The following is a 15,265-nucleotide window of genomic DNA, read 5'->3' as shown; positions in this document are numbered from 1 at the left end:
TTGTCCCCTCAAGGGGACATCGCTGGCTGTCGCCTCGAGTACAGTCACTTGCACACCTGAAAAGCTACAAAAATAAGGATGTGCACCACATGCATCAGCCCCATAGCGAGCCGCGTCGTTCCCTCTATTTCAACTATCAAGTCTTCCCCGCCCATACGGCCAGCGTCGGGGCCGCCCGCGTTGAACGCAAACCTGTAGTGGTGGTAGGCGCCGGCCCGATCGGCCTGACCACTGCCCTGGACCTTGCCCGTCATGGCATAGCCTGCGTGGTACTGGCGGCGGAACGGCAAGTGAGCGAGGGCAGCCGGGCGATCGTGTTCACCCGTCGCTCGATGGAAATCCTGCAGCAGGTAGGTGTCGCCGAGCGGGTCTGCGAGCTTGGCTTGCCGTGGAGCTGTGGCAATTCGTTTTACCGCAACCAGCTGGTGTTCCGTATGGAAAGCCCACACGACCCTGACGACCGCTACGCGCCCATGACCAACCTGCAACAACCCTGCCTGGAGCAGTTGCTGGTCGAGGCCGCCGAGGCTGATCCGTTGGTAGACCTGCGCTGGGGCAACCGCGTAAACGGCCTGGCGCAGCATGAAGACTTCGCCCGGCTGAGCATCGATACCCCAGCCGGTAGCTATGAGCTGGACGCTGACTGGGTAGTAGCGGCGGACGGTGCCCGCTCGACACTGCGCACCCTGCTGGCGCTGAAACTGGAGGGTACCGCGTACGAAGGGCGCTTCGTGATTGCTGATATCAAGATCGACCTGGGCCTGCCCACCGAGCGCCTGGCCTATTTCGACCCGGACTGGAACCCGGGCAACACGGTATTGATGCACCGCGAACCAGGTGATATCTGGCGAATCGACTACCAACTGCCCGCAAACGAAACCCCGGAACAGGCGCTGCAGCCGGAGTCACTGCGCGAACGCATCAATGCCCAGCTACACATGCTTGGCGTTGAAGACCCACAGTGGGAAATGGACTGGAGCTCGGTCTATTCCACCCGGGCGCTGACCCTGCCGAATTACATCCACAAGCGCGTGATATTTGCCGGGGACGCGGCACACCTGTTGCCGATTTTCGGCGTGCGTGGCGCCAATACCGGGTTCCAGGACTGCCATGGCCTGGTCTGGAAACTGGCCCTCGCCCTCAAGGGTTTGGCAGGCCCCAAGCTGCTGCAGTCCTATTCCACCGAACGCGTCAGTGCGGCGCGGGAAATCATCGGCGAGGCCGGCAAGAGCACCCGGTTCATGGCGCCACCCACTGCGGGTTACCGCCTGGTACGCGATGCGGTGTTGTCGCTGTCGCTGACCCAGGCATTCGTCCGCCCGTTGTACCACTGGCGCACCTCGCGGCCACACGACTACGCGGACTCGGTGCTCAACTGTGCAACTGACGACAATGAGCATTTCACTGCCGGCCCGCGCAACGGCGCCCCGCTGCTGAACATCAGGCTGGCCGAAGACGACTACCTGTTCGACCACTTGGGTGCCTGCTTCTACCTGCTTTATTTCACCGACAGTGACTGCATCCCAAGTGACGTGATCGAGCAGGCGACTGCCATTCGCAGCAGCGGCGTGCCCTTGCAGATCATCGCGATTGCGCAAAACGCCCAGACCATCATCACCGGGGCAGACCAACTGATCGACGACACCACCGGCCGCATCGCCGCCAAGTATGGCATCCCCCGAAATGGCGCTTACTTGGTGCGCCCAGACCAGCACATCTGCGCCCGCTGGCTGCAGGTATCGGCCGCACAACTGCAATCCGCCATCGACACTGCCTTGGGCAAGCACTGAGAGGAAGCGCCATGAACACCCTGACCGCAACAGACCTGGAAGTGGTTTACGACATACTGGCAGACGCTTTGGACCAGGCCACACCGGCCAAGGCCGAGCTGTTCCTGACCAAGCTGGCGCTGCTCAGCGCCCATGCGCTTGGCGATGCCCAAGCCTTCACCGAACTTGCCCAGTGCGCGCTTCAAGACCTGTAGTACCTGCCCTTGCCAATGCACCGGAGCCGGTGCCGCTGAAACCAATAATAATCAGGCGCCCACATGCATCAGAACACTGCCCCCATTACAACGATAAAAACCGCCAGCAGTCCCCAGCAAACCGTGATGCGCAAAGTGTCCAGGCGCCTGCTCGGCTTTCTGTTCCTGTGCTTTGTGCTGTCGTTTCTCGACCGGATCAACATCGGCTTTGCCGGCCTGACCATGATGGGTGACCTGGGCCTGAGCAGTACCCAGTTCGGCATGGCCACCACGCTGTTCTACATCGCCTATATCGCCTGTGGTATCCCCAGCAACATGGCCTTGGCCAAGGTTGGTGCACGCAAATGGATCGGCAGCCTGATGATCGCCTGGGGGCTGGCCTCGACCGCGACGCTGTTCGCGACCGATGCCAGCAGCCTGTACCTGCTGCGGATTCTGGTCGGTATCACGGAGGCAGGCTTTCTGCCCGGTGTGCTGCTGTACCTGACGTTCTGGTTCCCGGCGGCCTATCGGGCACGGGCCAACGCTTTGTTCATGATCGCGATGCCGTTTACCGCAGGCTTCGGGTCGGCGCTTTCGGGGCTGATACTGGGCCTGGATGGCGTGTGGGGCTTGCACGGTTGGCAGTGGCTGTTTCTGCTGGAGGGCATGCCTTCGGTGATCATGGGCTTTATGGTGTTCTGCTACCTGAACGACACGCCGCAGCAGGCCCGCTGGCTGAGCCGCGAAGACAAGCAACATCTGCAGAATGCCCTGGCCGCAGACACCCCACCTTCCAACCGCACAACAGGGGACGGCCCCGGCAGCCTGCTGCGCGAAATGCTCTCACCCACGGTGCTGATGTTCAGCCTGGTGTATTTCTGCCTGGTCAACACGCTGGCCATGATCGCCGTGTGGACGCCGCTGATCATCAAGAGCATCAGTGCCGCCGACAGCAGCAACAGCACCATTGGCTTTCTGGCGATGATTCCGCAGGTGTGCACCATCATCGGCATGGTGGTATGGGGGCTGCATTCCGACCGCAGCCAGGAACGCAAATGGCACCTGGTGTTGCCCATGCTAATGGCCGCTGCCGGCTGGATGTTTGCCGCTTATGCCGGTAACCCGATGGTGCAACTGTGCGGCATCTGCATGGCGGCCACGGGGTCGTACACCGCCATGTCGATATTCTGGACTACCCCGGACCAGGCGCTGACGTTCAAGGCGCGTGCGATTGGCATTGCGGTGATCAACGCATTCGGCAACACAGGTTCGGCGCTGAACCCGCTGGTGGTTGGCTGGTTGAAAGACCTGACCCAAAGTTTCACGGCCGGGATTCTCTATGCCGCAGTGCTGTTGGTGATAGGCGCGTTGCTGACCTTCATGCTGCCCCTGCCCTCGCCCGCATCAGTTCCAAAGCATGCACAAAAGCTGTAGCCGGCGGTTGGCCGCCTCGATAAACCCGAGCCTTACGCAAAACCTGTGGGAGCGGGTTCACCCGCGAAGAATTCAACGCGGTGGATGGCACCGGCGCTGCCGGTGTTCGCGGGCGCGCCCGCTCCCACATGCCTGCGACCCGAGAGCCCGTCAGTGGACAGTTTTATGATTATCCAATGGCTCATTTAGAGACGTTTCCTACAAGGTTTTAGGACGCCCCAGGAACCTCCGGCAAGCGATTCCTCGTTAGTGTTCAGGGACCATCACAGTCCCTTTCAACGCGAGGTCGTTTTTGACAATCAGCCAACGTATCGCCATTGCGGCAGCCGAAGCCGGGCTCCCTTCTGACCACTGCATGGCCTGCGAGCGGCAAGGTTTGCCGATACTACCGCTGCGCCGCGCCCTGGTCCCGGATGCGCGCCCAGGTTGCGTCACCACCGTCGCCGGTAGCCTGCACGTTTCAGCCAGGATGGGCCTGCGCACCTTGCGCCTGGGTTACCTGTATGTACTGCTCGATCAGCAGGTCTGGCATGCCTACGAAGTCAGCGAACAGGGCCACCTGCGCCGCTTCAATCCCTACGAACCTTCAGACGGCCTACCCGCGTCGCTGCCCGAAAAATGCGTGAATGAAAACCACGATATCCCTTCCGCCTTCCTGAACATTGACACCGACCGGTATGGCAGCGCTTGGCTGGCTTTCTCTAGCGACCCTTGGCCGGCGAGCGTGCTGAATGCCTACAAGAAGGGCCAGGCGCCCGCGCACCGCTTCGAGGGGGTCGACCTCACGCAAGCCCGCAACAACCCAGAATTGCTGGGCATTGCCATGACGCCCGACAACCTGCAGGTCGACAAGGATGTGTTCGAGTACGCCCAGCATGGGTGCTCCCGGACGCCTACATTGAAATTTGCTCTCGAGAGATAAATGAATGACAGTTAAACCTAAGGTGTTGAGTGAGCGCGCGATAGGCTGGAGCTACGATCTGCCTTCAGTGGGAGAAAAACCAGAAACCCACTATTGGACAGCGCATGTAAACCCTCCACCCAATCAATTTGATGACGTGCACCTTGAATTACCGAGAAAAACGGTAAGCCTCCGAGGGTTTTCAGCGCTAGTCGGTGTTCCTGGACTATTATTTTGCGCCGGCCTAGCACTTTCTTTGTACTGGGATTTATTTATCTACGGCTGGGGGCGCGACTGGTTAATGAATATTTTATTTATACTCGGCCCGCCCGTAATGCTGTGGGCACTTATCCCTTACATCAGGCTGGATCTGGTCATCCCCAGAGACGAACCTATTCGCTTCAATCGCCTGCGTCGAAAAATCTACATCTACGAGTACAGGTTCGACCGCGTCTTCATCTTCAGCCGTAAACGCTGGGGTGTCCAACCCGTCGCCTACAACTGGGACGACGTCACCGCCGAGGTCTACCGAATCTACGCCCCTGGCCATGGTGGCCTGATCGAAAACGTCATGCTGTCAGTCCGTAATCCTGAGACTGACGAAGTCATTGATCGCGTCTTCTTCACTCATACCCTGCATGAGGGCAAGGCTTTCTGGGCCATTGCCCGGCTCTTCATGCAGCAAGGCCCGGAAGCCCTGCCCAAGTTCGTGCACCCACCCCGCGACTGGAACGATGACGATGGCCTGAGCCACATGCATTGCCTGGCGCCGAAAGTACAGTGGCCGACGGAAATCGACCTTGAGTCACGCACTGCGCCAGCAACGGATGAGGTCTGCTGAAAACTACCGCACTCGGTGCTGGCGATTCGGCCAAGATCAGTAGGACGAGACAGCGCGCTGGATGGCACCGGCTTTGCCGGTGTTCGCGGGTGAACCCGCGAAGGGGCCGGTCCCCTCGCAATGCGGAACGCGCACAGTTCAATGCCTCATGCGCTGGCTGACACTGGTCGCGGTGTACGTACACCCCACAGCCAGTAGCCCAAAGACAGAAGGACCAACCAGCCAACCCCGACATACATGGCGGTGCGGCTGGCCGGGAACCAACCGAGCACGCCAAAGATGAACACCATGAACGCAATCGCGCAAGCCGGCCCTACCGGCCACAGCGGCACCCGATAGCCCAGTGCAGCAACTTCCTCCTTACTCATGCCGCGCCGCATGGCCACCTGCGACAGCAGGATCATCAACCAGACCCAGACAATGGAGAAAGTGACCACCGCGGCAAGCACCAGGAACAAGTCTTCTGGCACCAGGTAATTCAATACCACGCCCAACAGCAGAGCGACGCCCATCACTGCAACCGTCATCCACGGCACACCGAAACGCGACAATGATGCAAATCCGCCAGGGGCTTGGCCGTTTTGAGCCATGCCGTACATCATTCGCCCGGCGCTGAATATGTCGCTATTGATGGCTGATACCGCAGCGGAAATTACCACGATGTTCAACACGGTTGCCGCTGAGCTGATGCCAAGGCCACTGAAGATCTGAACGAATGGGCTACCGTGGCTGCCAATGCTGGTCCAGGGATAAATGGCCATGAGCACGAACAGGGTAAGGATATAGAACAGCAGAATGCGCAGAGGCACCGAGTTGATGGCCTTAGGCAGCACGCGCTTCGGGTCCTTTGCCTCGCCTGCGGTAATGCCGATCATTTCGACCCCGCCAAAAGCGAACATCACAACGGTGAACGAAGCAATCATCCCACCGATGCCATTAGGGAAGAACCCGCCGTGGCTCCACAGGTTCGAGATGCCGGCAACAGTGCCTGCCTCGTCGTTCAGCTGGATGCCCAACAGCAGCACGGCCCCGCCTGCCACAATCATGGCAACGATAGCGGTCACCTTCAGCAACGACAACCAGAACTCCATCTCGCCGAACACTTTCACGCTACACAGGTTCAGCGCCCCGATGAAGAACACTATTCCAAGCACCCAGATCCAGGCGGGTGTTTCGGGGAACCACAGCCCCATGTAGACGCCAAACGCCGTCACGTCTGCCAGGCACACCACCAACATGGAGAACGCGTAGCTCCAACCAGTCAGAAAGCCAAAATAGCGGCCCAGGTATTGGCTGGCATAGTGGCCGAACGAACCTGACACCGGGTTATGAACTGCCATTTCGCCAAGGGCGCGCATCATCATGTAAATGGCGGCCCCCCCTATCAAATAGGCGAGCAACACTGATGGCCCTGCCAGTTTTATTGCCGATGCCGAGCCATAGAACAGCCCCGTACCGATAGCAGAACCTAATGCCATGAAGCGAATATGCCGGGTAGAGAGACCCCGCTTCAGCTGTTGTGAAGATTGAGCGCTCATAGATACCTTCTTGATTTTATTATCAGGTCCGCACAACGCAGATGCTGTGCGTTTTAATCAGGCACGCACTTATTCAATCATCAAGCTCTTGGCCACAGCACCGGGAACAACTCATGGTTCATCTGGGCACCGCTGGCCAATTGTGTTTCGAGCCCGGGAAACTGCGGTGAAGTTTTCCACTGGCGCGGTGCGTGAGTGATGTCGTCGCCCAGGAAACGCACCGAGAAGGCACGGCGCCGGCGGTTGCCCCCGACACCTCCAGAAGCGTGCAAGGTCAGCATGTGGAAGAACACCGCGTCGCCTGGGGAAAGCTCCCAGCCGAGGATGTGCCAGGCGCTGCGGTCGGCCTCGATATCCGGCAAGTCGGCCAGGCTGCCTTCCGGGAACCATTGCGCCTGGCTGTCGAGGAAGCTGCGCGGCATCAGCCACGGCCCCAGGTGCGAGCCCCCTACAAACTCCAGGGTGGATTCCCTTGCGACAGGGTCGATAGGCATCCACATGCTGCAGTTCTGGCGCCCATCGATGTTGTAGTACGGCTGGTCCTGGTGCCAAGGCGTGCGCTGGCGCGTGTTGGGCTCCTTGACCAGCAGATGATCGTGATAAAGCCGGGCTGTTTCGCTGTTCATGAGTTGAGCGGCAACGCTACCCACCCGGCTCTCGAAGATGAACTGGCGATAGGCCGCGATATCGCCCCAGTTGCAGAAGTCTTCGAAGAACCAACCTGGGTCGTCGGGGCGGCTCGCCACTTTGGCGCGCTCGCTGGGGGTTTTCAGGTTCTGTTCGATGCCGGTTTCGAGCAGTGCAACTTCCTCCGGCGTGAACAAATTACGTACGCAGACAGCACCATCACGCTGGAAAGCTTCGATGGTTTCTTCGCTGAGTTGAAATTCGGCGGACTGTTTCATAAAGCACCCTTTGGTCTTTTTATTGGGCAACAGCACCACTGCCAGAAGTTAAGCGGGACAAGCATGGTGCACGGCGAGTATTGCGTTTCGGCACCAATAGGAAAAGAATATATTTCCTAATCCGGAGTATAGGAAAAAATGATAGGTTTCTCGTTCCGGCAGTTAGAGTACTTCGTCGCCGTGGCCGAACACGGCAGCATCAGCGCTGCGGCGAGAGCCCGCCACGTTTCACAGCCGTCGGTATCGGTCGCTATTGCCCAACTTGAAGAGGCGCTGAATGAGCGGCTATTCCGGCGCCAGGTCAGCCGAGGGCTGGAGCTGACGTCAGCGGGCACGCGATTGCTCGCACAGGCCCGCGATATCATTGGCATGGCCATCGCCATGAATCAGAACGCCGATACAGCGCAAGGCTCGCTGCGCGGCAACCTGTCGCTAATCTGCTTTCAAGACTTAGGCCCATACTTCGCACCCCGGCTGCTATCGAGCTTTCGCAAGCAGTACCCCGATGTCGAGGTAACGCTGTTCGAAACGGACCTGGCAGGCGTGCACCGCCACCTGAGCGCCGGTAAAGCAGAGCTTGCGCTTACTTACGACATCGGCCTTGATCCCTCGCTGCCGCGCCAGGTACTGGCGGAGTTGAAACCCTACGCGCTCATCGCTACGGACCATCGCCTGGCCCACCTGGCAGCGATACCGCTGCATGAACTGGCCCAGGAATGCCTGATTCTTGAGGACATCGCACAAACGCGTGAGTATTTCCTTTCACTGTTTTGGGCGCACAACCTGCAACCGCGCACCCAGCAATACACCCAGACCTTCGAGATGCAACGCGGCCTGGTCGCGCATGGCTACGGGGTTGCCCTGTCGTGCACCCGCCCAGCCGGCGACCACTGCTATGACGGTACACCGCTGCTGTGCCGGCCATTACTGGAAGAGGTGTCACCACAAAAAGTGGTGCTGGCCCAGTCAGGCGCCATGCACCCGTCGCCGGTAGCGGAGGCGTTCAAGGGCTGGGTGACTCAGGAGATAGCAGGCTCCGTTACCGGCGAGCCCGCCCACTGATCAAAACACCGACCACCCGATCCGTGAACTCAGCAACTCCAGCGCTGCCATGCCCGCGAGGGAGTTGCCCGCAGCATTCAACTCGGGGGACCAAACGCATACGGTAAATTGCCCCGGCACAATCGCCACAATGCCGCCACCCACGCCACTCTTGCCTGGTAACCCCACTCGGTAGGCGAAATTACCGGCTTCGTCATACAGCCCGCTGGTGGCCATGATCGAGTTCACCTGCTGGGCCTGGCGCCGGGTGAGGATTTGCTCTTCGCTGTGCTTGCAAAACCCGTCGTTGGCCAGGAAGCAGAATGCCCGGGCCAGGTCCAGGCAGTTCATTTGTAGCGCGCAGTAACTGAAGTAACTGCGCAGCACCGGCTCGACTTCGTTATGGAAGTTACCAAAAGACTGCATCAGGTAAGCCATGGCAGCGTTGCGCGCGCGGAACTGATATTCCGAATCGGCGACACGGGCATCGATCGAAATGTGAGGGTTGCCCGAAAGACGTCGAACAAAATCACGCATCGACAACGTGGGTGCTGCGAAGCGTGACTGGTTGATATCGCAGATCACCAACGCCCCCGCATTGATAAACGGGTTGCGCGGGCGCCCGCGCTCGAACTCCAGCTGCACCAGCGAATTGAACGGCTGGCCTGAAGGCTCATGGCCAAGCCGCTCCCAAATGGCTTCACCTGAGTGGCCTATTGCCTGAACCAGGCTGAACACCTTGGAAATACTCTGCACCGAAAAAGGCACGCTTGCATCGCCTGCACAGTAATGGCTGCCATCGTTGCTATAGACCGCGATGCCCAACTGCTGCGCCGGTACGTCGGCCAGCGCTGGGATGTAGTCAGCCACTTTGCCCTTGCCGATCAAGGGGCGTACTTCTTCAAGAATCTCGTTCAACAGCGTTTGCATGAAAGGCCCTGGCTCAATCCCCTTCAGACGTCGGTAAGGGGTCGCATGCTTGACGAAGACTGAGTGGCATAGATCACACATTCGGCAAGAAACGCATGTGCGCCATACAGCCCACTGTGTGCGCAGCGTCACGTTCCGCAAGCCACTAGCACATGCGTACTATTCTCAGCGCGGCAAGGGCTTGCCGATACTCCCAGCGTTAATCCGTTGCACATATGGAACGCCATTGCCCTCAGGGCTGGCAGCCACTTGCGTGGCATCTAATGGAGTATCTGGAGTCGCTATGAATCCCCTTTTCCGACTATCCCCGCTGACGTTCGCGATCAGCCTCGCCCTGCTGCCGAGCGCTCAAGCAGCTGACTACATCCTCGACAGTGGCGAGGACACCTTCAGCAGTGACCGCGCCTACGATGGCACGGTGTCGCTGCGCCCCGGCAACGGCGTGCCCGCCAGCCTGACCATCAACAACGGCGCCGAACTCACCAGCAAGGGTGGGCGGATCGGTGGCTCGCTCACCAACAACGAAGCCAGTACGGCCATGGCGACTGTCACGGTCCAGGGCCCTGGTACGCGCTGGGTGGTGCCCCGTACCACTGCCGTGCTGGGTAACACCATCGTGGTCGGCGGCGCCGGCCAGGGCACGCTCAACGTGCTCGACGGCGGCCAGGTATCGGTGCGCGACCTGCAGCTCAGCGACAACGGCAACGCCGGCAATGCGCTGTCCCGGGCGAACCTGGTGGTCAGTGGCCAGGGTGCGAAGGTGGACGCAGTCAACGTGACTTCTGGCGGCGTATTCCTTTACGACTCGCGCATTACCCTGCGCGATGGCGGGCAGCTTGCCAGCGAACGTGTGGCCATCAACTCGATCAGCGACCTGTCCGGCGCCAACACCCGCTGGGACAACACCGGCACCTTCCGCAACCGCAACGACCTCAGCCTGAGCAACGGTGCGGTGCTGACCAGTGACTCGATGGAGCTGGGCTCGGCCAACCTGAACCGCAACACCGTGGTGAGCGTGTCCGGCGAAGGCACGCGCCTGGCCACCCGCGCACTGACCTTGGGCACCACCACTTCGAGCACCAACCTGGTATTGGGCAATGGCGCCGAGCTGAGCAGTACCGAAGGCATCGACATCAGCGTGCTGACCAGCATCAACTCGGCCGCACGCGGCACCCTCAGCATCGGGGGCGGGGTTGTACGAGACGATAGCCGCACCGATATCGACGCCCTCACGGCCAGCGCCGCACAGGCCGCCGGCCGCCTGGACCCGCAAACGGCAATCCGCTTCGGCGCCGGTAGCGGAGCGCTAGCGTTCAACCACACCGACAGCGACCTGCAACTGAGCAACAGCATCAGCGGTGCGGGCCGCGTTTACGCCTTCAGCGGCAACACCACCCTGAGCGGCGACCTGACCGGGATGTCCGGCAGCACGGTGGTGCGCGGCGGGCGTTTGGTGCTGGCCGGCGATGTCGACCAGACCAACCCACGCGGCACCTCGCTGCTGAGCGTCGGCAATGGCACCCTGGTGGTCAACGGCACCGTGGGCCACACCGACGCCTCGGGCAACTACAGCAACCGCGCCCAGGTGCTGGCCGGTGGCGTGCTGGCCGGTAACGGCCAGGTCGGCACCACCCATGTGGCCTCGGGCGGTACCCTCTCGCCGGGTGAAGGCGCGTTGGGCACCCTGTCGATCAAGGGCGACCTGGACATGGCCGACGGCTCGCGCTACGCCGCAGACATCGCCGGCAATGGCGGCGCCGACCGCGTAAACGTCAGCGGCAGCGCGACCCTGCGTGGCACACGGGTCGATGTCACCACGCTCAACGACGCGCAAAGCTACCAGACCGGGCAAACCTATACGCTGTTGGCGGCCCAGGGCGGTGTAGTGGACGGTGCGGCTGCCGGCACGGCCTATGCCCAGGCCTTCACCAACTCGGCGTTTCTCAACGTCAGCCTGCAGCGCACAGCCAACGAACTGAACCTGACCATCGCGCAGAAGACCACTCCCCCTGTTGAGCCACCGGTTGAACCACCGGTTGAACCACCCGTGGAGCCGCCCGTAGAACCACCGGTGACGCCTCCGGTGGAACCGCCTGTCGAGCCGCCTGTACAACCACCGGTACAGCCCCCGGTCGAGCCGCCCGTACAGCCGCCCGTACAGCCTCCCGTACTACCCCCGGTGCAGCCGCCAGAAACGGGCGGGCCTGGCACCCCCGGCATCTTCCAGACCGTGGCGCAAACCGAAAACCAGTGGCACACCGCAGGCGCACTAAGCGTGCTGCAGCAAAGCGGCGACCCGCTGCGCCTGTACAACAACCTGCTGGTGCTGGATGCCGACAGCGCGCGCAATGCCATCGACCAGCTCTCCGGTGACTACCACGCCAGCACCGGCACCGCGCTTATCGCCAACAGCCAGGTGGTTTCCGGCGTGCTGGGCACCCGCCTGCGCGACTTGTTCGACAGCACGAGCGTGCGCATGCCGTTGGGTGCTTCGAACCTCATGCCAACCACCCCTGAAGCGCAGGGCGGTGCCTGGGCACAAACCTTCGGCAACTGGTCCAAGCTGGACGGCAACAACGGCGCTGGCGGCCTGCACCAGAGAACCGGCGGTGTACTGATTGGCGCCGATGGCAGCATCAACCCGGACTGGCGCGCCGGTGTTTACGGTGGCTACAGCCGCACCAAGTTCGATGCCGACGACCGCGATGCCAAGGGCCACAGCGACAACTACCACCTGGGCCTGTACACCGGTGCCCAACTCGATGCCCTGCGCCTGAGCGCAGACGTCGGCTACACTTGGCACAAGCTGGACAGCAAACGCAACGTGGCCTTCGCCGGGTTCAACGACCACCTGAAGGGCGAGCGCGACGCCAACACGTTGCAGGCCAGTGGCGAAGCGGCTTACCGCATCGGCCTGGGTGCGGTGGCGCTGGAGCCGTTCGTGGGCGTGGCCTACGTGAAGTACGACGCCGACAGCTTCCACGAAAAAGGCGGTGCGGCTGCCCTGGACGTGGCCAGTGAAAAGCAGGACACCTGGTTCTCGACCGTGGGCATGCGCGCTTCAACCCGCACCCGCGTGGCTGACCACGACACCCAGTTCTACGGTTCGCTGGGCTGGCGCCGCGCCTACGGCGACCTGGACCCAAGCAGCACCCAGGCCTTTGCCGGTGGCCCGGACTTCGCGGTGCAGGGCATCGCCCAGACGCGCAACGTGGCAATGACCGAAGTGGGGGCGAAAGTGCAACTGAACCGCCAGACTGAGGTGGGCCTGTCGTACCAGGGCCAGTTTGGTTCGGACGCCCGGTTCCATTCGGTCAATGCGGGTATCACGGTCCGCTTCTAAGCTGCTGCGGCAGAGCTGCGCAGGCAAGCCAGGGCCTACAGCACGGGATGCTGTGGTGCCCTGCCCTCAAGCACTGCCGCCAGTTCAGCCGCTGCGGTACGGGCCATCAACGCACGTGTCTCGACAGTGGCCGAGCCAATGTGCGGCAAGGCCACCACCTGGGGCAACGCCAGCAATGGCGAGCCCGCTGGCAGCGGCTCCCGCTCGTATACATCCAGCCCGGCCGCACGGATCTGCCCTTCGGCCAGCGCCTGTACCAGCGCGGCCTCGTCGACCACCGCGCCGCGGGCAATATTGACGAACACCGCATCCGCACGCATGGCGGCGAACTGCTCGCGGCCGAACAGGTGGTGGGTGTCTGCACTCAGCGGCACGCAGACGCAGACGAAGTCCGCCTCGGCCAGCAACTGCATCAGCGGCACACGCCGTGCCGCGAACTCCGCTTCATATACGGGCTTGGCGCTATTGCCGCTGTACAGCACCGGCATGCCAAAACCGAAGTGCGCGCGCCTGGCCACGGCCGCACCAATGCGGCCAAGGCCGACGATGCCCAAGGTCTTGCCGTGTACATCCAGGCCGAAGCGCGAAGCATCGATAGCGCACGTCCAGCCGCCGTCACGCACCAGTTGGCCCAGCTCACAAGCCCGTCGCGCGGCCATCATCAACAGCATGAACCCGGTATCGGCGGTGGTTTCGGTCACTGCGTCGGGGGTGTTGGTCAGGCAAATACCGCGGTCGCGCAGATAGCCCAAAGGGTAGTTGTCGATGCCGGCAGACACGCTGGCAATCACCTTCAGCGCAGGCGCGTAGTCGAGCAGCGCGGCATCCAGCGGCAAGGTACTGCCGATCATTCCGTCGGCAGTGGCCAAGGCCGCCAGGAAGCTTTCGCGGTCAGCCAGCGGCTGGTCGAAACGCCGGAAGTGGTACCGCTTTTCAAGGTCGGCCAGCACCTCGGCGCTGGAAACAGGGCCGAAAGAAACGACACGTTGCATGCAACCTCCTCAGTGGGTGCGCGATTCAGATTGAGCCGCATACAAGCGGCGTGGCACGGCCCAGACAATCAACACCACCGCCAGCAGGCTGACCGCCGTCAACAGCCATAGTGCGGGGGTCGCCGAGCCGCTGAGTTCTCGGACTTTGCCCACCATGTAGGGGGCAATGATGCCGCCGAGCTGGCCAATCGAATTGATCAGCGCAATGCCGGCCGCAGCGGCCAACCCGGCCAAGTATTTAGGCGGCAAGGTCCAGAAGATCGGCATCCAGGCGATGATCCCGGTCATGACCAGGCTCATGCCCAGCATCAGCACCCAAAGCTGGGCGTTGAAACCGGCACAAAGGGCATAACCCACGGTGGTTATCGCTGCGCAACTCGCCATATGCCAGCGGCGCTCGCCGCGCAGGTCGGAGCTGCGGCCGATCAGCAGGTTGCCCACCACTGCCAGCAGATACGGGATCATCGTCAGCAGGCCGATATCCAGGGCATCGTCCACCCCGGCGTTACGAATCAGCTGAGGCATCCAGAAAAGCAAACCGGTCAGCGCCATGACCAGGCACAGGTAAATCGCCGACAGCGCCAGCGAAGCCGGCTCGCGCAAAATCGCCCTGATCGAGCTGCCACCACTGGGCTTGGGCTCGGCGTCCAGGCGCGCGCGCAGGTAGCGCTTCTCTTCGCCGTCGAGCCAGCGGGCATCTTCGATGCGGTCACTGACCAGCCAAAGTACCAGCAGGCCGAGCACCACCGAAGGCAGGCCTTCGAGCAAGAACAGCCACTGCCATCCGGCCAGGCCGCTTACCCCGTCGAAGTGACTGAGGATAAACCCGGCCAACGGACCGCCGACGATGCCACACAGGCAGATCGAGCTTTTGAAATAGGCGTTGATGCGCGCACGGCGATCGCTGGGGTACCACTGGGTGAAGAAGTACAGTACCCCCGGCACGAAGCCGGCTTCCATCACACCAATCAGAAAACGCAGCACGTAGAACCAGGTTTCGCTGGTGACGAACATCATTGCCGCCGAGGTCAAGCCCCAGCTGACCATGATGCGGGCAATCCAGATACGCGCGCCGATGCGGTGCAGCAGCACATTGCTCGGTACCTCGAACAGGAAGTAGCCGACGAAGAACAGGCTCGCACCCAGGCCGTAGACAGCGTCACTGAAACCCAGCGCGCTTTGCATCTGCAGTTTGGCGAAGCTGATATTGACCCGGTCCAGATAGGCGAACAGAAAACACACGATGAACAACGGCACGATGCGCCAGCTGATCTTGCGAAACAGGCGATTATCCAATGAGTCCCACGCGACCTGGTCGGCGGGCAGGGAACGACTCGGCATGGCTGCAACCTCTTGTTGTTATTTTGTGGTGTC

At 61.4% G+C, this 15,265-nt stretch carries 11 protein-coding genes and 1 pseudogene; 7 read left to right on the top strand and 5 right to left on the bottom strand.

Annotation, left to right across the window (positions count from 1 at the left end; all coding sequences use genetic code 11):
* Positions 1-89: 89 nt before the first annotated feature.
* The 5 genes and pseudogenes from SB756_RS02940 (at position 90) to SB756_RS02920 (ending at position 5,142) form a co-directional block, all read left to right on the top strand.
* Positions 90-1,790, top strand: a complete 1,701-nt coding sequence (locus SB756_RS02940; RefSeq protein WP_410910131.1) for an FAD-dependent monooxygenase — start codon at positions 90-92, stop codon at positions 1,788-1,790.
* A gap of 11 nt (positions 1,791-1,801) precedes the next feature.
* Positions 1,802-1,984, top strand: coding sequence for a DUF2783 domain-containing protein (locus tag SB756_RS02935; protein WP_341796054.1), 183 nt, complete (start codon positions 1,802-1,804; stop codon positions 1,982-1,984).
* A gap of 126 nt (positions 1,985-2,110) precedes the next feature.
* Positions 2,111-3,400, top strand: a complete 1,290-nt coding sequence (locus SB756_RS02930; protein ID WP_410910130.1) for an MFS transporter — start codon at positions 2,111-2,113, stop codon at positions 3,398-3,400.
* Positions 3,401-3,692: 292 nt separating this feature from the next.
* Positions 3,693-4,286, top strand: a pseudogene (locus SB756_RS02925) (T6SS effector BTH_I2691 family protein); the annotation flags it as partial.
* 40 nt (positions 4,287-4,326) lie between these two features.
* Positions 4,327-5,142 carry a DUF6708 domain-containing protein gene (locus SB756_RS02920; RefSeq protein ID WP_410910129.1) on the top strand — a complete coding sequence of 272 codons (816 nt, stop codon included), beginning with the start codon at positions 4,327-4,329 and terminating at the stop codon, positions 5,140-5,142.
* A gap of 146 nt (positions 5,143-5,288) precedes the next feature.
* Here the strand turns inward: SB756_RS02920 and SB756_RS02915 are convergent, their stop codons facing one another.
* Positions 5,289-6,680 (bottom strand): amino acid permease, encoded by a 1,392-nt coding sequence (locus SB756_RS02915; RefSeq protein ID WP_410910128.1) that lies wholly within the window; start codon positions 6,678-6,680, stop codon positions 5,289-5,291.
* A gap of 80 nt (positions 6,681-6,760) precedes the next feature.
* Positions 6,761-7,585: a phytanoyl-CoA dioxygenase family protein gene (locus SB756_RS02910; RefSeq protein ID WP_174370184.1), complete on the bottom strand. Its 825-nt coding sequence runs from the start codon at positions 7,583-7,585 to the stop codon at positions 6,761-6,763.
* A 138-nt stretch (positions 7,586-7,723) separates the two neighbouring features.
* Between SB756_RS02910 and SB756_RS02905 the strand changes: the two genes are divergently transcribed.
* Complete coding sequence (locus SB756_RS02905) at positions 7,724-8,647, top strand: LysR substrate-binding domain-containing protein (protein WP_410910127.1); 924 nt, start codon at positions 7,724-7,726, stop codon at positions 8,645-8,647.
* Here the strand turns inward: SB756_RS02905 and glsB are convergent, their stop codons facing one another.
* Complete coding sequence (gene glsB, locus SB756_RS02900) at positions 8,648-9,556, bottom strand: glutaminase B (RefSeq protein WP_016499031.1); 909 nt, start codon at positions 9,554-9,556, stop codon at positions 8,648-8,650. It lies immediately after the preceding gene.
* A 283-nt stretch (positions 9,557-9,839) separates the two neighbouring features.
* Between glsB and SB756_RS02895 the strand changes: the two genes are divergently transcribed.
* Complete coding sequence (locus SB756_RS02895) at positions 9,840-12,899, top strand: autotransporter domain-containing protein (RefSeq protein WP_410910126.1); 3,060 nt, start codon at positions 9,840-9,842, stop codon at positions 12,897-12,899.
* 35 nt (positions 12,900-12,934) lie between these two features.
* Here the strand turns inward: SB756_RS02895 and SB756_RS02890 are convergent, their stop codons facing one another.
* Positions 12,935-13,891 carry a 2-hydroxyacid dehydrogenase gene (locus SB756_RS02890; protein ID WP_341796059.1) on the bottom strand — a complete coding sequence of 319 codons (957 nt, stop codon included), beginning with the start codon at positions 13,889-13,891 and terminating at the stop codon, positions 12,935-12,937.
* Between the two features lie 9 nt (positions 13,892-13,900).
* Entirely contained in the window at positions 13,901-15,232 is a 1,332-nt protein-coding gene (locus SB756_RS02885) for an MFS transporter (protein WP_341796060.1), read from the bottom strand.
* Positions 15,233-15,265: the final 33 nt, after the last annotated feature.

The sequence above is a fragment of the Pseudomonas sp. SIMBA_068 genome, assembly GCF_046534705.1.
Classification (GTDB): Bacteria; Pseudomonadota; Gammaproteobacteria; order Pseudomonadales; family Pseudomonadaceae; genus Aquipseudomonas; species Aquipseudomonas putida.
Note: the sequence above shows the minus strand (reverse complement) of the source record. Positions and strands in the feature narration are given on the sequence as shown.

Excerpts from the sequence above, each read along its gene's own strand:
- SB756_RS02940 (WP_410910131.1), top strand. The coding sequence starts at position 90 with ATGCATCAGCCCCATAGCGAGCCGCGTCGTTCCCTCTATTTCAACTAT.
- SB756_RS02935 (WP_341796054.1), top strand. The coding sequence starts at position 1,802 with ATGAACACCCTGACCGCAACAGACCTGGAAGTGGTTTACGACATACTG.
- SB756_RS02930 (WP_410910130.1), top strand. The coding sequence starts at position 2,111 with ATGCGCAAAGTGTCCAGGCGCCTGCTCGGCTTTCTGTTCCTGTGCTTT.
- SB756_RS02920 (WP_410910129.1), top strand. The coding sequence starts at position 4,327 with ATGACAGTTAAACCTAAGGTGTTGAGTGAGCGCGCGATAGGCTGGAGC.
- SB756_RS02915 (WP_410910128.1), bottom strand. The coding sequence starts at position 6,680 with ATGAGCGCTCAATCTTCACAACAGCTGAAGCGGGGTCTCTCTACCCGG.
- SB756_RS02910 (WP_174370184.1), bottom strand. The coding sequence starts at position 7,585 with ATGAAACAGTCCGCCGAATTTCAACTCAGCGAAGAAACCATCGAAGCT.
- SB756_RS02905 (WP_410910127.1), top strand. The coding sequence starts at position 7,724 with ATGATAGGTTTCTCGTTCCGGCAGTTAGAGTACTTCGTCGCCGTGGCC.
- glsB (WP_016499031.1), bottom strand. The coding sequence starts at position 9,556 with ATGCAAACGCTGTTGAACGAGATTCTTGAAGAAGTACGCCCCTTGATC.
- SB756_RS02895 (WP_410910126.1), top strand. The coding sequence starts at position 9,840 with ATGAATCCCCTTTTCCGACTATCCCCGCTGACGTTCGCGATCAGCCTC.
- SB756_RS02890 (WP_341796059.1), bottom strand. The coding sequence starts at position 13,891 with ATGCAACGTGTCGTTTCTTTCGGCCCTGTTTCCAGCGCCGAGGTGCTG.
- SB756_RS02885 (WP_341796060.1), bottom strand. The coding sequence starts at position 15,232 with ATGCCGAGTCGTTCCCTGCCCGCCGACCAGGTCGCGTGGGACTCATTG.